The sequence below is a fragment of the Streptomyces sp. NPDC030995 genome (assembly GCF_055571215.1).
In genome coordinates this window covers 297,154-316,039 of sequence record NZ_JBVIFS010000004.1, presented here as the reverse complement: position 1 = coordinate 316,039, position 18,886 = coordinate 297,154, and the positions used below count along the sequence as shown (strand labels likewise).

Here is an 18,886-nt window from a genome sequence, read left to right as displayed (position 1 = left end):
CTGACGGAGGCATCCAAGCAGCCCGCCAGTGCCTCACCGCGGAATGCAGCTCGCGAGATATACTTGAACCCATAGTTGATATCCAGGAGGTGCACATGAGTCGGACCGTCATCGATCTGGACGACGAGCTGGTCGCCGACGTGGCGAAAGCCCTCGGGACGAGCACCAAGAAGGAGACCGTCAACACCGCCCTGCGCGAGGTGCTGGAGAACCGGCGCCGCGCCCTGGCCCTCACCCGGCTCCGCGCCGCGGCCGACGAGGGTGCCTTCGACCTGGAGCTGTTCGAGAACAAGGGGAACTACAGGCGGTGAACGCCGCACAGTTCCTGATCGACACCAGCGCGCTCGCGCGCTTCATGCGCGGGGATGCGGAGCAGTACGGCTGGGACCAGGCCGCAGCCGCCGGTCTCATCGCCACCTGCCCCATCACCGAGCTGGAGTTCTTCCACAGTGCCCGGACGTCAGCCGACCGGGCGCGCGGCATCGAGGACATGCGGCTGATCTTCGGCTGGGTTCCCGTCGACGACCGCGCCTACGACCGCGCCTGGCAGGTCCAGGACGCCCTCACCAAGCAGGGAAAGCACCGAAGCGCCGGTGCCGTCGACCTTGTCCTCGCCGCGACAGCCGAGCTGCAAGGGCTCACCCTCCTTCATCGCGACCACGACTTCGAGTGCATCGCGTCAGTGACCGGCCAGCCCCTCCAGTGGTACGGCCCGGAGCCCGGGAAGTAAGTCGGCAGCCTCACGTTCCGGCCGTACCGGCGCGTCAGCCGTCCGTACGGAGGCCCGACACCAGCGCGAGTTGGACGCTGCCGAGGAGACCCCATGCGGACGTAGGGCGACCTACATGGCGCCTATCGTCCCCCGCACGACGATCCTGGTGAGTGGAGCGACGGGGACGGTGGGCCGCCGCGTGGTCGAGCGGCTCGTGCGGGACGGCCGGAAGGTGCGCGCGCTGACGCGCGCCCCGGCCGGGGCGGCGGCGGCCGGGCTACCCGGCGAAGTCGACGTGGTGGGCGGCGATCTGACCGAGCCGCACACGCTGGCAGCGGCCCTGGAAGGCGTCAGCGCCGTGCACCTGCTCGGCGCGACCGGGCCCGACCACGCCCCGCTGCGGAACGGGCCGCGGATCATCGCGATGGCCGCCGAGGCGGGCGTACGGCGGCTCACGGTCCTGTCGGACGGGGGGGGACGGGGGCGGCGGGAGCGGCGGGGGCGGCGGGCAGCTGACGCGGGCCGTGCGGGACAGCGGCCTGGAGTGGACCTTCGTCTGGCCGATCGACCTCATGTCCAACGCGCTGGGATGGGCCGCCGCGATCCGCGACACGGCCGAGGTGCGCGAGCCGTACGGGCGGCGCAGGACCGCCTCGGCGGACGAGAACGACGTCGCCGACGTCGTGGCGGCCGTACTGACCGGGCGCGGGCACGCCGGACAGCGCTACGTGGTGACGGGACCCGAAGCGCTCACCCCGGCCGACAAGGTGGCCGCCATCGCCGCGGCGACCGGCCGCGAGCTCCGATTCACCGAGCTGACCGACGATCAGGCGCGCGGACGGTGGCGGGCCGAGGGCTGGCCCGAGGAGGGCATCGACTTCATGCTGAACATGTGGGCGACGGTCCCCGAGTCGGTGGCCGAGGTGACGCCGACGGTCGAGCGCGTCCTCGGCCGCCCGCCGCGCACCTTCGCGCAATGGGCGGCCGCCCACGCCGACGCCTTCGGCAGCCCGGTCCCACAGCACTAGTCCTCGTCGTAGACGTCGAGGGCCGGGAAGCAGATGGCGTTGTCCGTGCTGCAGATCTCGCGGTCGCCCAGCGAGAGACCCACGGTGGGGCGCTCGTACGTCAGCAGGCTCAGCGTCCGGCCGGAGGCGAAGACGGCCGTGGCGTCGCGGATCGGACCCATGCCGGGTCCCGGCGTACCGGATCCGGCGTAGCGGTACGGGCCGTGGCCGCCGTCCACGACGGCGAAGAAGACCGTCCGGGTCTCCGACCTGCCGGGCTGGTCGGGGTACGGCCGGCCCTTGGTCACCAGCCGGATCCCGATCCGCGCCCAGGACTTGGGAAGCGGCTTGCAGGAGGTCGTCACGCCCTCGTACCGGATCACGGCGAGGCAGTAGTTCCGGTCGTCCGGCATCCAGGCGAGCTCGCCCGTGCCCGGCTCTTCTCGGTGGATCACGATGACGGAGTCATCGCCCGGAACCTGGAAATCCGGGATCCGCCGGACCGCCGCCAGCAACGGCTCGTCGGCGGCCGTGACCTTGCCGTCCCCGACCGACGTGGCCGGACCGGAGGTCGACGGCGGCTCGGGCGGAGACGAAGGAGGAGGCGAGGGCGAGGACGAGGGTGAGGGAGAAGGTGGCGACGGCGCGGGGGGCTGAGACGGCGGTGGCGCCCACGACTTCGCGGGTGAGGGCACTGCTCCCGGCGACAACGGCGGCGCGGGTGGCATCGAGCACGAGCTCACCGCCAGCATCGCCAGACCACATCCCGCGGCCGCCACAACCGTCCAGCGCCTCATGAAATCCGCCCCCACGCAGATGGAACTTCCGTGCCAGCGGGGCAGTCTGCCGGATCGTGAGCCGCGGCGATCCGGCGGCCCACGGTCCGTCGTCGCCGGAGGTCACCGCCTGACCCGCCGACCGACCCGCGTGATCGATTCTGCGGTGAACGGGCTCCGGCAAACGGGTGATCCGGGCCGCCGCAGTCTGGCGGGGCTGGCCGGGCGGCCGATATCCCTCCACTGAGGCGGTCGCCCCACAGCCCCGTGCCCCTGCCGTGAACCACCGGCAGGGGCACGGACACGTACGCGGGTCGCCCGGACGGCTCAGCCGAAGCTCGGCATCTCGCCGACCGTCGTCGACATGTCGATCACCGCGAAGGCCGCGCCCTGCGGGTCGGTCACCGCCGCGAAGCGGCCGAACGGGCTGTCCATCGGGCCGAAGTGCAGCTTCCCGCCGTGCTTCTTGGTCTTCTCGACCGCCTCGTCGCAGTTTGGGACACCGAAGTAGATCTGGATGTACGAGGGGATCTCCGGCGGGAACTCGTCGCCCATCTTCATCCGGCCCAGCACCACGTTCTCGGCGCCGCCGGCGCTGAAGACCTTGAAGTCCATGCCGGCCATCTCGGGGTCGTCGCCCGCTTCCATCTGCTGGCCGGCGTACGGGAAGACCTTCGGCAGGAAGTCGTCCGCCTTGTCCGGCTCCCGGGTGAAGACCTCCGCCCAGGCGTACGAGCCCGCCTCGCCCATCTTCTCGAAGCCCTTGTGTTCGCCCGGCTGCCAGACGCCGAAGACCGCGCCGCTCGGCTCCTTCGCGATCAGCATCGTGCCGAAGCTGCCCACCTGCATCGGGCCCATCAGCACCTCGCCGCCGGCCGACGTGACCTTCTCGGCCGTGGCCGCCGCGTCGGGCGAGGCGAAGTACAGACACCACTGCGAGGGGGCGTCGGTCCCCGGCATCGGCGGGACGACGGCGGCGACGGCCTTGCCGTCGGAGTAGGCCTGCGTGTAGTTCCCGTACTCACTGCTGGCCTCGCCGAAGGTCCAGCCCAGCACGTCACCGTAGAAGGTCTTGGCGCCCTCCACGTCCCCGAACATCGCGTCCACCCAGCACGGCGCGCCTTCGGTGAACTCCTTCATGATCGATCGACTCCTCGACTCGTACCGGTTCTTGTCGTCGTCGTACTCACGCTAGGCGCGCGGTGTGCCGACCGCGCGGGGAACGCACCCGCGCGGGACGCTGGACCCATGGACAAGGACATCACCATCCGGCTGGCCCAGCAGCCGGAGGCCGACGCCCTGCTCGGCCGCAGCCCGCTCGCCGCGCTCGTCGGGATGCTGCTGGACCAGCAGGTGCCGATGGAGTGGGCGTTCTCGGGGCCCTGGACGATCGCCCAGCGGATGGGCGCCGACGATCTGGACGCGCACGCCATCGCCGCGTACGACCCGGAGGCCTTCGCCGCGATGCTCTCCGAGAAGCCCGCCGTGCACCGGTATCCGGGGTCGATGGCGACGCGGATCCAGCAGCTGTGCGCGTACCTGGTGGAGCACTACGGCGGGGACGCGGAGGCCGTCTGGGCCGACGCCGCGACCGGCGAGGAGCTGCTGAAGCGCCTCAAGGCGCTGCCCGGCTTCGGGGAGCAGAAGGCGAAGATCTTCCTGGCCCTGCTGGGCAAGCGGCTCGGCGTGCGGCCCGCGGGCTGGCGGGAGGCGGCGGGCGGGTACGGCCAGGCGAACGTCTACCGGTCGGCGGCCGACATCACGGGCCCGGAGTCCCTGGCCAAGGTGCGGGCGCACAAGCAGGAGATGAAGGCCGCGGCGAAGGCGGCGAAGGCCGCCGGCGGCTCCTGACCACGGCCGTTCGCGGTGGCTCGCGGTGGCCGGCGGTGGCTCGCGGCGGCTCGCGGTGAGGAATTGACCGGCCGGAGAGAGATCCAATTGACCCCTGTGGCCGGTCTATCGCGCCCGTAGATTAGTGGACATGACAGAGATCGCGACCCGCGCCGCCACCGCCGAAGCCATCTACGACGCCCCCGGCAGCCTCATCACGCTGCTCACGGACACCGCCGAGCTCACCTGCAACACCGCCACCTTCGACGAGGGCGCGAACGGCGCCCCGGTGCACTTCCACACCAAGGCCACCGAGTTCTTCCACGTGACCGCGGGGCAGCTCGACATCCTCGTCGGCGACGAGATCCAGACCCTCGGCGCCGGTGACTTCATCGCGATCCCGCCGGGCGTCAAGCACGCCTTCGCCCCCGCCGCCGGCCACACCGCCAGCGTCTTCGTCGGCTTCACGCCCGGCATGGGCCGCTTCGACTACTACCGGCTGCTCGGCCGGGTCAACGCGGGCGAGGCCACCGTCCAGGACATCAAGGACAGCTCGTCGACCTACGACAACCACTACGCGGAGAGCGAGGCCTGGAGCGGCCGTCGCCGCAGCGCGGAGCCGTAGACCACGTCCGCGTCGAGGCGGCGCAGTTCCTCCGCGATCAGTTCGGCGCCGCTGCGGATCTTCAGGGCCACCTTGCGGTCGGGGCTCCCCGGCAGGGAAAGGGTGGCCAGCACGCCCGCGGGCCGGTCCACCCGGATCTCCCCGGCCGTGGTCTGCAGGCTGACCCCGGTGATCACCGGGCCGTCGGTCGCCAGCCGGGCCACCGCAATGCCCAGCCGGTCCTCCAGCCAGCGCGCCAGCAGCTCGGCGCTCGCGTTCTCGGGCTCGCTCTCCACCGCCGCGCCGGTCACCGGCAGCGGCTTCTGGTCCAGGGCGGCGGCCAGCAGGGCCCGCCACGGCGTCAGCCGGGTCCAGGCCAGGTCGGTGTCGCCGGGCTGGTAGCCCGCGGCCCGCTCGTCGAGCACGCCGACCGGGTCGAAGGCGGCGGCCGCGTCCGTGATCCGGCGCTGCGCGAGCGCGCCCAGCGGGTCCCGCGCCAGGTCGGCGGGGGCGTCGGCCGGCCACCACGCCACCACCGGCGCGTCCGGCACGAGCAGCGGCAGGACCACCGAGCCCGCCTGCCCGGTCAGCGCGCCGTGCAGGCGCAGCAGCACGATCTCCCCGGTCCCGGCGTCCGAGCCGACCCGCAGCTCGGCGTCCATCCGGCTCGCGCGGAGCTTGTGCGAGCCGCGCGAGGTCCGCTTGATCACCGCGATGATCCGGCACGGGTGCTCGCGCGAGGCCTCGGAGGCCGCGCGCACGGCGTCGTAGGCGTTCTCCTCGTCGGTGACGACGACGAGGGTCAGCACCAGCCCCATGGTGGGGCTGCCTATGGCCCGGCGGGCTTCGAGCAGTGCCCGGTTGACCTTGCTGGACGTGGTGTCGGTGAGTTCGGTCCGCATGCACCGAGTCTGTCAGCGCGCACCCCACCCGCGGCACCCGGTCGGACTCATTGGGCCGGGGTCGGACTCTTTGCGCCCCGGGCCCGCTCGCGGTCTCAGCGGCGCCTGCGCGCCGTCCCGAAGATCGAACGCGAGATCTCCCGGCCCAGCTGCGTCCCGATCGACCGGGCCAGCGAGCGGAACAGCCCGCTCCCCACCACCTGCTCGGCCAGCGAGGAATCCGGCTTCGGGGCGCTGCGCGCGGTCCTCGCGGCATCCTTCTCCGCCGCCTTGGCCTGCTTCTCGGCCTCGGCGGCGGCCGCGGCGGCCTCCGCCTGCGCCTCGGCCGCGGCCTGCTCGGCGGTGATCTTCTCGTACGCCGACTCCCGGTCGACCGGCTCCGCGTAGCGCGAGTAGAGCAGCGAGGACTTCACCGCCCGGTCCAGGGCCGCCGCCTCGATGGGTCCCATCAGCGACTGCGGGGCGCGCAGCCGGGTCGCCGCGACCGGGGTCGGGGCGCCCTTCTCGCTGAGCACGGTGATGACGGCCTCGCCGGTCCCCAGCTGGGTCAGCAGTTCCTCCAGGTCGTACGCGGAGTTGGGGAAGGTCTTCACGGTCGCCTTCAGCGCCTTGGCGTCGTCGGGGGTGAAGGCGCGCAGGGCGTGCTGCACCCGGTTGCCGAGCTGGGCGAGCACGTCCGCCGGCACGTCCTTGGGGGTCTGCGTCACGAAGAAGACGCCGATGCCCTTGGAGCGGATGAGCCGCACCGTCTGGGTGATGGACGCGAGGAAGGCCTTCGAGGCCCCGTTGAAGAGCAGGTGCGCCTCGTCGAAGAAGAAGACGAGCTTGGGCTGCTCCAGGTCGCCGACCTCCGGCAGGTCGTTGTAGAGGTCGGCCAGCAGCCACATCAGGAAGGTGGAGAAGAGCTGCGGCTTGTCCTGGACCGCCGGGAGTTCCAGTAGGGATACCGTGCCGCGGCCGTCGGCGGCCGTACGCAGGAACTCGCCGGTGTCGAACTCCGGCTCGCCGAAGAACTCCGCGGCGCCCTGCTGCTCGAAGGCGGTCAGCGCCCGCAGGATCACCCCGGCCGTCACCGTGGACAGTCCGCCGATGCCCTTGAGCTCGGCCTTGCCCTGGTCGGAGACGAGGAAGGCGACGACCGCGCGCAGGTCCTTGAGGTCGATCAGCTCCAGGCCCTTGGTGTCGGCGTAGTGGAAGATCAGGCCGAGGGACTGCTCCTGCGTCTGGTTGAGCTGGAGCACCTTCGACATCAGCACCGGGCCGAAGCTGGTGACCGTGGAGCGGACGGGGATCCCGGGACCGATCCCGCCGAGCGAGTAGAACTCGCTCGGGTATCCGGTGGGCTCCCACTTCTGGGCCACGTCCCGGGCCCGTTCATCGGTCTTCTCGTTGGGCGTGCCGGGCGCGGAGATCCCCGAGACGTCCCCCTTGATGTCCGCGAGGAAGACGGGGACGCCGGCCGCCGACAGCTGCTCGGCGATGAGCTGGAGGGTCTTGGTCTTGCCAGTGCCGGTGGCCCCGGCGACCAGCCCGTGGCGGTTGAGCATGGACAGCGGGATGCGGATCTGATGGTCCGGCAGGCAGCCGCCCTCCCAGAGCAGGGCCCCGAGGTCGAGCGCGGGACCGGTGAAGGCGTACCCGGCGACGATCTTCCCGGCCGGTCCCGTCTGGTCCGCCGGGACGGCGGGGTCGGTGCTCTCGCTCATGCATCACTCCCCAAATAGCGCTGTTCGCCACTTTTGCACCACCGCTGCGAGGCTGCGCCCGCAGGCACGGGCCCGGTAGGCTTTCCGTGTGATCTTCAAGCGCATCGGAAGCGGACGGCCGTACCCCGACCACGGCAGGGAAACCACCCGGCAGTGGGCGGATGTCGCGCCGCGCCCGGTCCGGCTCGACCAGCTCGTGACGACCAAGGGACAGCTGGACCTCGAAACGCTGCTCGCCGAGGACTCCACCTTCTACGGCGACCTCTTCGCCCACGTCGTGAAGTGGCGGGGCGACCTGTACCTGGAGGACGGGCTGCACCGCGCCGTGCGCGCCGCGCTCCAGCAGCGGCAGGTGCTGCACGCCCGCGTCCTCGAAATGGACTGACGCGCTTCGCGTAGATTGCGCCTTTCGGGTCACCATTGACCTATCAGCAGATCATTTAGTAGGCATCGCCACCGGGCGGCACTACGCTGCGCCCATGAGCATGCTCACTCCCCCCGGCATGGGCGGAAAGTACCGCGTCACGGGAGCCGCCTACCCCCGCATGAGCCGTAAGCGGAGCCGTCGTCGGATCGTCCTCGCCGTGCTCGGCTCGGTCCTCGCGCTCGCCCTGGTCGGCTACGGGGCACTGCAGCTCATCGACGTGTTCCGGGGCGACAGCCCCAAGCGGAACACGGCTGCGGGTTCCAAGGACTGCCCGACCACGCCTCCGAAGGACGCCGTCAAGGGCGGCCCCGAGGCCGCCTCCAGCGCCGCGACCCCCGCCAAACCGGCCGTCGTGCTCCCCCCGCCCGGCGCGATCACGGTCAACGTCTACAACGCGACCCCGCGCGCGGGCCTGGCCAAGGCCGTCGGCGACGAGCTGGCCAAACGCGGCTTCGTCATCGGCAACGTGGGCAACGCCCCGGCCGACTTCGACAAGAAGGTCCCCGGCACCGGGATACTGCTCGGCGCCCCCACGACCGACAAGGCCGCCTTCTCCGTACTCGGCACGCAGCTCGCCGGCACCACCCAGCAGACCGACGCCCGCGAGGGCGCGGACATCGACCTGATCCTGGGTGACGCCTTCAAGGAGCTCAGTACGAAGGAGGACGCGGACAAGGCGCTGGCCGTCCTGGCCAACCCCGTGCCCGCGCCCGCCAAGAACTGCTGAAGCGCCGGACGGCTATTCGGCGGAGCCGTACATCCGGTCGCCCGCGTCACCCAGGCCCGGCACGATGTAGCCGTGCTCGTTGAGCCGCTCGTCCACCGCGGCCGTCACCACCGTCACCGGCGTGCCCGCCAGCTCGCGCTCCATGATCTCGACGCCCTCGGGCGCGGCCAGCAGCACCACGGCCGTGACGTCGTCGGCGCCGCGCTTGATCAGCTCGCGGATCGCGGCGACGAGCGTGCCGCCGGTGGCGAGCATCGGGTCGACGACGTAGACCTGCCGCCCGGAGAGGTCCTCGGGCATGCGCGTCGCGTACGTGGAGGCCTCCAGGGTCTCCTCGTTGCGGACCATGCCCAGGAAGCCCACCTCGGCGGTCGGCAGCAGCCGCACCATGCCGTCGAGCATGCCGAGGCCGGCGCGCAGGATCGGCACGACCAGCGGGCGCGGGTGCGAGAGCTTCACGCCGGTGGTCGGGGCGACCGGCGTCTCGATGTCGGCCTGCTCGGTGCGCACGTCCCGGGTGGCCTCGTACGCGAGCAGGGTCACCAGCTCGTCGGCCAGCCGCCGGAAGGTGGCCGAGTCGGTGCGCTTGTCGCGCAGGGTGGTGAGTTTGTGCGCCACCAAGGGGTGATCGACGACCTGCAAACGCACAACATCCTCCAAAACTCAGCCTGCGACCTGCAAAAACGGTCGCACGACGCGACCTGCACCCAAAAGGCTACGCGCTGACGCGGCCCCTTCGCGTCCGAAGCGGCGGCCACGCCGCAGCGGCCTGTGGATGCGACCTGCGGATGCGACCGGCGCACGCGGCCTGCGCTTGCGCCTCGCGGCTTGCGGATGCGACCTGCCCGGACGCCCAGCACGCTGGACCCATGGGCAACGCACCGGTGATCGCAGCCGTCGACGGATCCGAACACAGCCTCAAGGCCCTGGAGTGGGCCAGGGCCGCAGCCGTCCGGCACGGGACGGGGCTGATGGTCGCCCATGTACTGCCCGACCACGCCCAGTTGTATGCGGGACGCCGGTCGGCTCTGCACGACGCCTCGCAGCCGGAGGAATTCGCCGATCCGGTGGCCGACCGGATCCGGGCCCTGCTCGGCGGCGGCGACGAGCTGCCGGAGGGGGTCCAGTACGAGTCGCTGGAGGGCTCCGTCCCCGAGGCGCTGCGGGTGATCGGGGCCGAGGCCCTGATGCTGGTGATGGGTTCCCGGGGCCGCGGCGACTTCGCCAGCCTGCTGCTCGGCTCGAACAGCCGGGCCGTGGCGACCACGGCGCCCTGCCCGGTGGTGGTGGTCCCGCACGCGGAGCGGAAGGTCCCCGACGCCGCCTCGGAGGAGTCGGCCGGGAAGGTGGTGCTCGGGCTGCACGCCGCCGAGACGCCCGACGACGTACTGGCCTTCGCGTTCACCGAGGCGGCCGTGCGGGGGACCACCGTCCAGGTGGTCTCGGCCTACTCCGTCCCGCCCGCGCCGACCATGGTGATCGACAGCCCCTTCGCGGTGATCCCGCCGGAGGGCCTGGCGGACGGAGGGGACGGCGTACCGGCCGAGCGGGAGATGCTGCGGTCCCAGACGGAGCGGCTCGCGCCGTTCCGTACCCGCCATCCGGACGTACCGGTCGAGCAGGCCGCCGTACCGGGCGATCCGGCGGGCCGGCTGGTCACGGCCTCCCGGTCGGCGGCGCTGGTCGTGGTGGGCCGGCACCACCCGCGGCGCACCGCCATGTCGCTTCTGATCGGCTCGGTGGCGAACGCGGTGCTCCAGCACGCGCACGGCCCGGTGGCGGTCGTCCCGACCCTCACGGACGACCTCTGACCTGCGGTGGGGTGGCATCAAACGGGCTGTCCGGGGGAAGGTGGGTGCAGGGGGGATGACCGACCAGCCAGGGTGGTGGCCGATGCCCGACACGCAGCCGAGCGACGATGCGCCGGAGACCGCGGCGCAGCGCCGAGCACGCCGCGCGCAGTTCCTGCGCGACCTGATGGAGGCGCGCGAGCTCCGCGACCGCGTCCAGCCCCGCCGCGCCCGCGCGGCCCGCATGCGCCAGCAGATGCGCATGCGCACCTTCCGCTGGTAGCGCCTCCCGCCACGGCTCCGCCCCGTCAACACCCCGACACGCCGCGCCGCCAACCCCGTACAGCCCCCGCCACGGCAAGGCCACGGCACGACGCAAGCGTCGAAGACCTCTCGCAAAGCCGCCGTTTCTGCCACGATGCCGATTGGGCGGGGTACGGACGGCGAGCAGCACGGCCGTTCCACCCCATCCTCCGGCCGGGGGGACCTCCAACCGGCACGCCTAAGACCAGTGGGAGAGTCACGGTGTATTTCGCCGCACTGCTCGCGCGCACCGAAGACGGGTGGGAAGCGAGCGACATGGAACTCGACGACGTCGAGTCCCTCAGTGATCTGATCGATCTCGCCCGTTCCGCCGCTGTCGACGACGACACGGTGGTCGCCCTCATCGAGCAGGAGGACGCCTGGTTCGGCGTCGTCCGCGTGGACGGCGAGGAGGACCCGCGGTACTTCGTATCGAACGCCTCCGCGGCCGCCCGCAGCTCCTACGGCTCGATGCTGACCAAAGAGCTGCTGGGCAGCGACGAGGAGGAGGACGAACTCGACGAACTGGACCTGGACGGCACCGAGGACGGCGAAGAGGATGCCGTCGCCGTCTACACGGACGAGGACACCGACGAGGACGAGGTGGGCGGGAGCGGCGCGGAGCCGGTACCGGCCGGTCCGCTCGGCGACCCCCGCCTGCTGGACGACCTCGGCGTGACCCACAAACAACTGATGACCCTCGACGGGGACGCCCTCTCGGAGATCGCCGAGTCCCTCGGCGCCACCGAGGTCCTGGAGGCCGTCCGCTAGTGACCCCCCTGCACGACACGCTCACCACCGATCCCGATCCCGTACGGGACCCGTGGCGGGACTCCATGCGCCTGGCGCTCCAGGAGGCCGCCCGGGCGGTGCCGGCCGGCGATGTGCCGGTCGGCGCCGTCGTGCTCGGCCCGGAGGGGGACGTCCTCGCCACCGGGTACAACGAGCGCGAGGCGACCGGCGACCCGACGGCGCACGCCGAGGTGGTGGCGCTGCGCCGGGCGGCCGCCGCGCTCGGGGAATGGCGGCTTCCGGGGTGCACCCTCGTGGTGACCCTGGAGCCGTGCGTGATGTGCGCGGGCGCGCTCGTGCAGTCGCGCGTCGCCCGGGTCGTCTACGGCGCGGACGACGAGAAGGCGGGCGCGGCCGGGTCGCTGTGGGACCTCGTACGGGACCGCAGGCTCAACCACCGCCCCGAGGTGATCCGCGGCGTCCTCGCCGAGGAGTGCGCCCGGCAGCTGACCGGCTTCTTCCGCGACCTCTGAAGGCCTCCGGAGCCGTCCGAAGCCCTCGGAAGCGGGATTCCGCACGCTCGGGTGACACCGATTTCAGAGCATGCCGCTCCGTAGGCTAGGATCCATCTCGGTAGTGTGTCCGAGTGGCCGAAGGAGCTCGCCTCGAAAGCGAGTATGGGGCAACCCATCGGGGGTTCAAATCCCTCCACTACCGCTCCGATCGAGAGCCCCATCCGCAAGGGTGGGGCTCTCGTCGTTTGCATCGAGGTACGCGTCGGGTGTCGAGCGTCGGTACGTCGTACGCGCCGCGCCCTGCCCGCAGACGCACCTTCCGGAGTACGGCGGCGTGACCGCCCGCCGCTTCGGCCGTTGTCACGGCATGACCAAGACCCAGCGCATGCTCGCCGCCTTCGCCCTCGCGGGGGCCGCCGCGGGCCTCGCCGCTCCGGCCGCCTCGGCCTCCCCGATCGCCCCCCTCACCCTCCCGGACCTGCCGGCGCCGCAGGGCATGCCGGCGGGGGCCCAGCCCGCTTCCGTCCAGGAGATCGGGTCGAAGATCAGCGAGGGCGCGAACCAGCTCAACGCGCTCATGGAGCTGCCCAACCACCTGGCGCCCCTGATCGCCCCCGTACAGCCCCTCACGGACCTGGCCGGCGCCATCCAGTAGCCCCCGCCCCGCGCCCTGCGCCCTGCGCCCCGCGGATGCGCACGCGAAGAAGGCCCCGACCGGGGTCGGGACCTTCTTCGCGTGGGACGGGGGAGGTGGCGTCGGGGGGACAAAGCCACCTCCCCCGATGAGAACGGGACCTGCCAGTCCGAGCCGCAGTCAGGGGGGAAGCTTGCGGCTCGGACCCCGCAGTGAGGTCCTGTCCCTCACCCACCGATTTCCTGCCAGAACCGGTGGGCTCACATCAATCCTGCGTCCTCCGCAACCGCGCACGCAGCGGCAAAGGGCCCGGAGTGTCGGGTCATTGGTCCTTAAAGGACAGGTGAGTGTCCGATCCTGACCGGTTAGACTCACCCGACTTGCAAGGACCGGTTGGGGAGGCCGCCCGCTCGTGGACACCAAGAAACTCATCACGGGTGCCCTCACCGTGTTCGTCCTCTTCGTGATCATCACCCAGCCGAAGAGAGCTGCCGAGCTCGTGGAAATAGGCTTCCAGGGGATATCGGATGCCGCATCCGGCATCGGCGAGTTCATGACCGAACTGGTGCGCTGAACCCGTACGCTGAAGCGGTTCCCGGACTTCCGGCCCCCCACTCCGACGGGTGGGGGGCCTTTTGCTACCCACCACTGGGCAGATTGCCCTGATATGCCCAACTTGCCCTCAACACGGAGATATACGGTGCTTGCACACAGTGCACCTGTGTTGTGATGCTATGACCGCTTTTGACGGATGAGTTGACTGAAGGGGTGGCGTGACCGTGCCGGCCAGTACTGCGCCTCAAGTGCCGCCCCAGCAGGACCCCCAAGTACCGCCCCAGCCGGAGCCCCGCCAGGAGCCCCGCCAGGAGCCCCGTCAGGAGCCCCGTCAGGACCTTCGTCAGGACGCTCGTCAGGAGCCCCGCCAGGACGCCCTCCCGGAATCGCGTCACGAGTCCGGCCGGGAACCCCACCAGGGAGCCCACCCGGGAGCCCACCCGGGAGCCCGCCAGGAATCCCGCCAGGAACCGCTCCAGGGGCCCCGGCAGGAGCCGCCCGAGGAGCCTGTGGCCGCGCCGAGACCCCAGAGCCGGGGCGCGGACACCCGGGCCCTCACCCAGGTCCTCTTCGCGCAGCTGAAGGACCTGGAGCCGGGCACCGGCGAGCACACCCGGGTGCGCGGAGCCCTCATCGAGGCCAACCTCCCGCTCGTCCGGTACGCGGCCGCCCGCTTCCGCAGCCGCAACGAGCCGATGGAGGACGTGGTCCAGGTCGGCACCATCGGGCTGATCAACGCGATCGACCGGTTCGATCCGGACCGCGGCGTGCAGTTCCCGACCTTCGCCATGCCGACCGTCGTCGGCGAGATCAAGCGGTACTTCCGCGACAACGTCCGCACCGTCCACGTGCCGCGCCGCCTCCACGAGCTGTGGGTCCAGGTCAACGCCGCCACCGAGGACCTCACCACCCTGCACGGCCGCACCCCGACCACCTCCGAGATCGCCGAGCGGCTGCGCATCACCGAGGACGAGGTGCTGTCCTGCATCGAGGCCGGGCGGAGCTACCACGCCACCTCGCTGGAGGCCGCCCAGGAGGGCGACGGCATGCCCGGGCTGCTCGACCGCCTCGGCTACGAGGACCCGGAGCTGGCCGGGGTCGAACACCGCGACCTCGTACGCCACCTCCTCGTACAACTGCCCGAGCGCGAACAGCGGATCCTGCTCCTGCGGTACTACAACAACCTGACGCAGTCCCAGATCAGCGCCGAGCTCGGCGTCTCGCAGATGCACGTCTCCCGACTGCTCGCCCGGAGTTTCGCCCGACTGAGATCCGCAAACAGGATCGAGGCGTAACCGTAACGAGTGGAGATCATCCACACGTTTCCCGACAGAACGGGCTGATCCCCTTCTGGCCTCTTCTGTCGCTGGAGATATATGTCGACTTGGCGCTACAGCGTGTTGCCGACATGTGACATTCTGCTGGAACCGCGTTTGCCGCAGCCCCGCCTCCGGTATTCAGGTGGAGGCTGCGTTCCTCCGACGGGCGCGCCGTACGCGACCGTCCGCGACCTCAAGGGGGTGGCATGTCCGTAGACCAGGGCAGCTCCAAGGTGCTCACGCTCATCAAGAGCCCGGCACCGGCCGTGTCCGACCGCTCGGAAGCCATCGACACCCGCACCCTCTCCCGCTCCCTCTTCCAGCGACTTGCCGCCCTGGACGCGGACAGCCCCGACCGGGTGTACGTACGTGACACCCTGATCGAGCTGAACCTGCCCCTGGTCCGGTACGCCGCCGCCCGGTTCCGCAGTCGCAACGAGCCGATGGAGGACATCGTCCAAGTCGGCACGATCGGCCTGATCAAGGCGATCGACCGGTTCGACTGCGAACGCGGCGTGGAGTTCCCGACGTTCGCGATGCCGACCGTCGTGGGCGAGATCAAACGATTCTTTCGGGACACCTCCTGGTCCGTCCGCGTCCCGCGCCGGCTCCAGGAGCTGCGCCTCGCGCTGACCAAGGCCAGCGACGAGCTCGCCCAGAAACTGGACCGCTCGCCGACCGTGCCGGAGCTCGCCGCCGTGCTCGGGGTCTCGGAGGAGGACGTGGTCGACGGTCTCGCCGTCGGCAACGCCTACACCGCCTCCTCGCTCGACTCGCCCTCCCCGGAGGACGAGGGCGGCGAGGGCTCGCTCGCGGACCGCCTCGGTTACGAGGACACCGCGCTCGAAGGCGTCGAGTACCGCGAGTCCCTGAAGCCGCTGCTCGCCAAACTCCCGCCCCGGGAACGGCAGATCATCATGCTGCGGTTCTTCGCGAACATGACGCAGTCGCAGATCGGCGAGGAGGTCGGCATCTCCCAGATGCACGTCTCCCGGCTGCTGACCCGCACCCTCGCGCAACTGCGCGTAGGCCTCATCGGAGAGTGACCGGGCGCCGCACGCTTCCCAATTGACGATCCGTCAGGAAAACTGGCGCGATGCTGATGCGCAAGGGATCGCGAGCGGCCACCCTCGGCACCCTCCTCGCCCTGTGCTGCACGGCCGCCGCCGGCCTCACCGGCTGCGGCGGCCCGGCGCGGGACGGCTACGTCGCCGTGGGCGCGGCGGCCCCGGGCCCCGAACGGGGGGCCGGGGACAACGTGGCCCCGCAGGGGCAGGTGGAGTTCCAGCAGCTCGGCGGCCCGTCCGCGGCGGGCGGATCCTCCGCGTCATCCAGTACGTCGGCCGGTTCCCCGGGATCCCCGACCCCAGGTCGCTCCGCCCCGGGCGGAGCGACGACCACCGCCCCCGGCGGCTCCGCAGCCACCCGCGGCACCCCGCCCGGGCCGGGTTCGCCCACCACCGCACCCGGCACCCCGTCCGGGCCGTCCAGCCCCTCGGGCGGGTCGACGAAGCCCGGCACGACGACTCCGCCGGCCCCGCCTCCCGCGGCGAGCCCGGCGAAGCTGACGCTGTCCACGCCGGTCAGGGCGGCCGCGGCCGACCGCTGGTGCGAGCGGGTCACGGTGACCTTCACCAACACCGGCACCGCCGCGGCCCGTTCGGGCACGGTCAGCTTCGCGACGCACATCATCGGCGCCCTCGGCGTGGACTGGGCCACGATCACCACGACGCAGCCGCTCCCCGCGCCCATCGCGGGCGGAACGGCGCGGACCCAGACCTACACGGTGTGCGTGGAGGCCTGGCGGGTGCCGCTGGGCATGCACGTGGACACCCAGCGGGTCACCGCCACCTGGAGCTAATACCTGTCGTGGGTGGCCGTCAGGTCAGTGCAGGACCACCCAGGCCGCCGCGCCGATCATGAGAACGAGCGCGATGACCAGCGCCACCTTCGCGGTCGGGTTCGAGGACCCCGACTGCGCCTGCTCCGCGCGGCGCTGCTGCCGGGCTCCGGGGCCCGCCTGCCTTGCCGGTGCGGCCTCCTCGACGAACGCCCGGAACATCTGAGTGCTCCCCGCGGGGTCGTAGTTGCCCTCGGGGGCCTGTGAGTTGTGGTTCGAGTTGTGGTTCGCAGCCATGGAGCAGGACCCTAGCCGGTTTTGGGATTCCTTTACCGCCCCACCCCCGGATTCGTTTGCCTGTAGCAACCATTCGCTTCTATGGTTGCCCTAAGCAACGAGATTGGAGGGTGCGCCCGTGACGACTCCGCACGAGGAGCTGGCCCGCCAGCTCACCGGAATCGGCGCGGTCAAGCGCGAGCTCGCCCGCAACCTGCCCCCGGACTGCCCGCCCGGCGCCGCCGCCGTCCTCACCGTGCTCGACCGGCACGGGGAGATGAGGCTGAGCCGGCTGGCCGAGTTCATGGCCGTCGACATCTCGGTGACCAGCCGGCACGTCACGCACATCGCCGACCGCGGCTGGATCGAGCGCGAGACCGACCCGGGGGACGGGCGCTGCCGGATCCTGCGGCTCACCCCGGCCGGACGGGCGCTGCTCACCGAGCTCGGCGCCCGGTACACGGCCGCGCTGGAAAGAGCCCTCCGCGACTGGTCCGCCCAGGACATCGACGTACTCAACACCCTGCTGGCCCGGCTCCGGTCGAGCTTCTAGACGAAGGAAAGACATGGCCCCGTCGGATACGACGACCGACCCCACGTCCGACACCACACGCGATACCCCGTCCGACACCCCGTCCGACACCACGTCCGTGGCCATGACCCACTCGCAGATCATGAAGGCGCTGTCCGGGCTGATGCTCGGCATGTTCGTGGCGATCCTGTCCTCCACGATCGTCTCCAACGCCCTTCCCCAGATCATCAGCGACCTCGGCGGCACCCAGTCCTCGTACACCTGGGTCGTCACCGCGGCCCTGCTGTCGATGACGGCGGCCACCCCGCTGTGGGGCAAGCTGTCCGACCTCTTCAGCAAGAAGCTGCTGGTCCAGATATCCCTGGTGATCTACGTCCTCGGCTCCGTGGTCGCGGGCATGTCCCAGAACACCGGCACGCTCATCGCCTGCCGCGTCGTCCAGGGCATCGGCGTCGGCGGCCTGTCCGCCCTCGCCCAGATCGTCATGGCCGCGATGATCTCCCCGCGCGAACGCGGCCGGTACAGCGGCTACCTCGGCGCGGTCTTCGCCGTCGCCACCGTCGGCGGCCCGCTGCTGGGCGGCGTCATCACGGACACCGAGTGGCTGGGCTGGCGCTGGTGCTTCTACGTCGGCGTGCCCTTCGCGATCATCGCGCTGGTCGTGCTCCAGAAGACGCTGCGCCTCCCGGTCGTCCGCCGGGACGTCAAGGTCGACTGGCTGGGCGCCTTCCTGATCAGCGGGGCCGTCTCGCTGCTGCTGATCTGGGTCACGCAGGCCGGCGACTCCTACGAGTGGATCTCCTGGCAGACCTGGGCGATGACGGGGGGCGCGGTGGCGCTCGGCCTGCTCTTCGTCCTCGTCGAGTCCCGCGCGAGCGACCCGATCATCCCGCTGCGTCTCTTCCGCAACAAGACCATCACCCTCGCCTCGGCGGCCTCGCTGTTCGTCGGCATCGCGATGTTCTCGGGGACCGTGTTTTTCAGCCAGTTCTTCCAGTTGGCCCGCGACGAGTCCCCGACGATGTCCGGAATCCTCACGATTCCGATGATCGGCGGGCTCTTCGTCTCCTCCACCGTTTCCGGTCAGGTGATCACCAAGACCGGTAAGTGGAAGGCCTGGCTCGTCTCCGGCGGCGTGCTGCTGACGGCCGGGCTCGGGCTGCTGGGCACCCTGCGCCACGACACCCCGTACTGGCAGATCGCGGTCTACATGGTGCTGACCGGCCTCGGCCTCGGCATGATGATGCAGAACCTGGTTCTCGCCACCCAGAACCAGGTGGCCCCCGAGGACCTGGGCGCGGCCAGCTCGGTCGTCACCTTCTTCCGCTCGCTCGGTGGCGCCATGGGCGTCTCCGCACTGGGCGCGGTCATGGCCGGCCGGGTCACGCAGTACGTCCAGGACGGGCTGGCCGCACTCGGCCCGAAGGCCGCGGCCATGGGCCACGGCGGCACCGCCGGGGGCGGGATCCCCGACCTCGACAAACTGCCCGCGCCGTTCCGCGAGGTCGTCGAGTCCGCGTACGGGCACGGCGTCGGCGATGTCTTCCTCTACGCGGCCCCGTTCTCGCTCCTCGGGCTCGTGCTGGTGGTGTTCATCAAGGAGGTCGCGCTGAAGTCCAAGCCCGCGGCCCACGCCCCGACGGCGGCTTCGCCCGAGGTCGCCTCTGCCGAGGCTCCGCTGAAGGGCTAGTGGAGCGGG

General features: G+C 71.2%; 25 protein-coding genes, 1 tRNA gene and 1 pseudogene. 21 read left to right on the top strand and 6 right to left on the bottom strand.

The window, feature by feature from the left end; genetic code table 11:
- Positions 1–95 precede the first annotated feature (95 nt).
- The 4 genes and pseudogenes from ACZ45T_RS09920 (at position 96) to ACZ45T_RS09905 (ending at position 1,740) form a co-directional block, all read left to right on the top strand.
- On the top strand, positions 96–311 hold the full coding sequence (locus ACZ45T_RS09920) for a type II toxin-antitoxin system VapB family antitoxin (RefSeq protein ID WP_361525789.1): 216 nt from the start codon (positions 96–98) through the stop codon (positions 309–311).
- Positions 308–730: a PIN domain-containing protein gene (locus tag ACZ45T_RS09915; RefSeq protein ID WP_468439284.1), complete on the top strand. Its 423-nt coding sequence runs from the start codon at positions 308–310 to the stop codon at positions 728–730. Before ACZ45T_RS09920 ends, ACZ45T_RS09915 begins: the two co-directional genes overlap by 4 nt.
- Positions 731–845: 115 nt before the next feature.
- Positions 846–1,127: pseudogene (locus ACZ45T_RS09910) on the top strand (SDR family oxidoreductase); the annotation flags it as partial.
- A 109-nt stretch (positions 1,128–1,236) separates the two neighbouring features.
- Positions 1,237–1,740: a Rossmann-fold NAD(P)-binding domain-containing protein gene (locus ACZ45T_RS09905; RefSeq protein WP_468439282.1), complete on the top strand. Its 504-nt coding sequence runs from the start codon at positions 1,237–1,239 to the stop codon at positions 1,738–1,740.
- Here ACZ45T_RS09905 and ACZ45T_RS09900 read toward each other — a convergent pair.
- Positions 1,737–2,174 carry a hypothetical protein gene (locus ACZ45T_RS09900; RefSeq protein WP_468439280.1) on the bottom strand — a complete coding sequence of 146 codons (438 nt, stop codon included), beginning with the start codon at positions 2,172–2,174 and terminating at the stop codon, positions 1,737–1,739. The genes ACZ45T_RS09905 and ACZ45T_RS09900 overlap by 4 nt on opposite strands.
- Before the next feature lies 1 nt (position 2,175).
- Here ACZ45T_RS09900 and ACZ45T_RS09895 point away from each other — a divergent pair, with 1 nt between their 5' ends.
- Positions 2,176–2,376, top strand: a complete 201-nt coding sequence (locus ACZ45T_RS09895) for a hypothetical protein (protein WP_468439278.1) — start codon at positions 2,176–2,178, stop codon at positions 2,374–2,376.
- 446 nt (positions 2,377–2,822) lie between these two features.
- Here ACZ45T_RS09895 and ACZ45T_RS09890 read toward each other — a convergent pair whose 3' ends face one another.
- Positions 2,823–3,635 (bottom strand): VOC family protein, encoded by an 813-nt coding sequence (locus tag ACZ45T_RS09890; RefSeq protein WP_468439276.1) that lies wholly within the window; start codon positions 3,633–3,635, stop codon positions 2,823–2,825.
- 108 nt (positions 3,636–3,743) lie between these two features.
- Here ACZ45T_RS09890 and ACZ45T_RS09885 point away from each other — a divergent pair, with 108 nt between their 5' ends.
- Complete coding sequence (locus ACZ45T_RS09885) at positions 3,744–4,346, top strand: HhH-GPD-type base excision DNA repair protein (RefSeq protein WP_468439274.1); 603 nt, start codon at positions 3,744–3,746, stop codon at positions 4,344–4,346.
- Positions 4,347–4,476: 130 nt separating this feature from the next.
- Positions 4,477–4,950: a cupin domain-containing protein gene (locus ACZ45T_RS09880; protein WP_468439272.1), complete on the top strand. Its 474-nt coding sequence runs from the start codon at positions 4,477–4,479 to the stop codon at positions 4,948–4,950.
- On the opposite strand, the gene opcA is transcribed toward ACZ45T_RS09880, so the two are convergent.
- Both opcA and ACZ45T_RS09870 read right to left on the bottom strand, forming a co-directional pair.
- Positions 4,899–5,831 carry a glucose-6-phosphate dehydrogenase assembly protein OpcA gene (gene opcA / locus ACZ45T_RS09875; protein WP_468439270.1) on the bottom strand — a complete coding sequence of 311 codons (933 nt, stop codon included), beginning with the start codon at positions 5,829–5,831 and terminating at the stop codon, positions 4,899–4,901. The genes ACZ45T_RS09880 and opcA overlap by 52 nt on opposite strands.
- Positions 5,832–5,926: 95 nt before the next feature.
- Positions 5,927–7,537: a helicase HerA-like domain-containing protein gene (locus ACZ45T_RS09870; protein ID WP_468439268.1), complete on the bottom strand. Its 1,611-nt coding sequence runs from the start codon at positions 7,535–7,537 to the stop codon at positions 5,927–5,929.
- A gap of 88 nt (positions 7,538–7,625) precedes the next feature.
- Between ACZ45T_RS09870 and ACZ45T_RS09865 the strand changes: the two genes are divergently transcribed.
- Both ACZ45T_RS09865 and ACZ45T_RS09860 read left to right on the top strand, forming a co-directional pair.
- Positions 7,626–7,922: a type II toxin-antitoxin system VapB family antitoxin gene (locus tag ACZ45T_RS09865; protein ID WP_030010424.1), complete on the top strand. Its 297-nt coding sequence runs from the start codon at positions 7,626–7,628 to the stop codon at positions 7,920–7,922.
- A 94-nt stretch (positions 7,923–8,016) separates the two neighbouring features.
- Positions 8,017–8,691 carry a LytR C-terminal domain-containing protein gene (locus tag ACZ45T_RS09860; protein WP_468439265.1) on the top strand — a complete coding sequence of 225 codons (675 nt, stop codon included), beginning with the start codon at positions 8,017–8,019 and terminating at the stop codon, positions 8,689–8,691.
- A gap of 12 nt (positions 8,692–8,703) precedes the next feature.
- Here the strand turns inward: ACZ45T_RS09860 and upp are convergent, their stop codons facing one another.
- Complete coding sequence (gene upp, locus ACZ45T_RS09855; protein WP_328926482.1) at positions 8,704–9,339, bottom strand: uracil phosphoribosyltransferase; 636 nt, start codon at positions 9,337–9,339, stop codon at positions 8,704–8,706.
- Between the two features lie 221 nt (positions 9,340–9,560).
- Here upp and ACZ45T_RS09850 point away from each other — a divergent pair, with 221 nt between their 5' ends.
- The 10 genes from ACZ45T_RS09850 (at position 9,561) to ACZ45T_RS09805 (ending at position 16,400) form a co-directional block, all read left to right on the top strand.
- Entirely contained in the window at positions 9,561–10,502 is a 942-nt protein-coding gene (locus ACZ45T_RS09850; RefSeq protein ID WP_468439263.1) for a universal stress protein, read from the top strand.
- An 82-nt stretch (positions 10,503–10,584) separates the two neighbouring features.
- On the top strand, positions 10,585–10,764 hold the full coding sequence (locus ACZ45T_RS09845) for a hypothetical protein (RefSeq protein ID WP_361590131.1): 180 nt from the start codon (positions 10,585–10,587) through the stop codon (positions 10,762–10,764).
- A 242-nt stretch (positions 10,765–11,006) separates the two neighbouring features.
- Complete coding sequence (locus tag ACZ45T_RS09840) at positions 11,007–11,555, top strand: tRNA adenosine deaminase-associated protein (RefSeq protein ID WP_468439261.1); 549 nt, start codon at positions 11,007–11,009, stop codon at positions 11,553–11,555.
- Between the two features lie 65 nt (positions 11,556–11,620).
- Positions 11,621–12,049: a tRNA adenosine(34) deaminase TadA gene (tadA, locus tag ACZ45T_RS09835; protein ID WP_468439409.1), complete on the top strand. Its 429-nt coding sequence runs from the start codon at positions 11,621–11,623 to the stop codon at positions 12,047–12,049.
- Between the two features lie 99 nt (positions 12,050–12,148).
- Positions 12,149–12,233: transfer RNA gene (locus ACZ45T_RS09830), tRNA-Ser, on the top strand.
- Between the two features lie 165 nt (positions 12,234–12,398).
- Positions 12,399–12,686: a hypothetical protein gene (locus tag ACZ45T_RS09825; protein ID WP_468439259.1), complete on the top strand. Its 288-nt coding sequence runs from the start codon at positions 12,399–12,401 to the stop codon at positions 12,684–12,686.
- Positions 12,687–13,077: 391 nt separating this feature from the next.
- The gene (locus tag ACZ45T_RS09820) at positions 13,078–13,239 is read left to right on the top strand and encodes a hypothetical protein (RefSeq protein ID WP_360898899.1); all 162 of its coding nucleotides are present in this window, start codon (positions 13,078–13,080) and stop codon (positions 13,237–13,239) included.
- A 490-nt stretch (positions 13,240–13,729) separates the two neighbouring features.
- Entirely contained in the window at positions 13,730–14,515 is a 786-nt protein-coding gene (locus ACZ45T_RS09815) for an RNA polymerase sigma factor SigF (protein ID WP_468439257.1), read from the top strand.
- A 230-nt stretch (positions 14,516–14,745) separates the two neighbouring features.
- Positions 14,746–15,585: an RNA polymerase sigma factor SigF gene (locus ACZ45T_RS09810; protein WP_468439255.1), complete on the top strand. Its 840-nt coding sequence runs from the start codon at positions 14,746–14,748 to the stop codon at positions 15,583–15,585.
- Positions 15,586–15,635: 50 nt separating this feature from the next.
- Complete coding sequence (locus tag ACZ45T_RS09805) at positions 15,636–16,400, top strand: hypothetical protein (protein ID WP_468439253.1); 765 nt, start codon at positions 15,636–15,638, stop codon at positions 16,398–16,400.
- Positions 16,401–16,424: 24 nt separating this feature from the next.
- Here the strand turns inward: ACZ45T_RS09805 and ACZ45T_RS09800 are convergent, their stop codons facing one another.
- Positions 16,425–16,676: a hypothetical protein gene (locus tag ACZ45T_RS09800; RefSeq protein WP_468439251.1), complete on the bottom strand. Its 252-nt coding sequence runs from the start codon at positions 16,674–16,676 to the stop codon at positions 16,425–16,427.
- Between the two features lie 118 nt (positions 16,677–16,794).
- On the opposite strand from ACZ45T_RS09800, the gene ACZ45T_RS09795 reads away from it, so the two are divergent.
- A complete protein-coding gene (locus tag ACZ45T_RS09795; protein ID WP_468439249.1) occupies positions 16,795–17,208 on the top strand; it encodes a MarR family winged helix-turn-helix transcriptional regulator in 414 nt (137 codons plus the stop codon).
- A gap of 103 nt (positions 17,209–17,311) precedes the next feature.
- Positions 17,312–18,877, top strand: coding sequence for an MDR family MFS transporter (locus tag ACZ45T_RS09790; protein WP_468439407.1), 1,566 nt, complete (start codon positions 17,312–17,314; stop codon positions 18,875–18,877).
- Positions 18,878–18,886 lie beyond the last annotated feature (9 nt).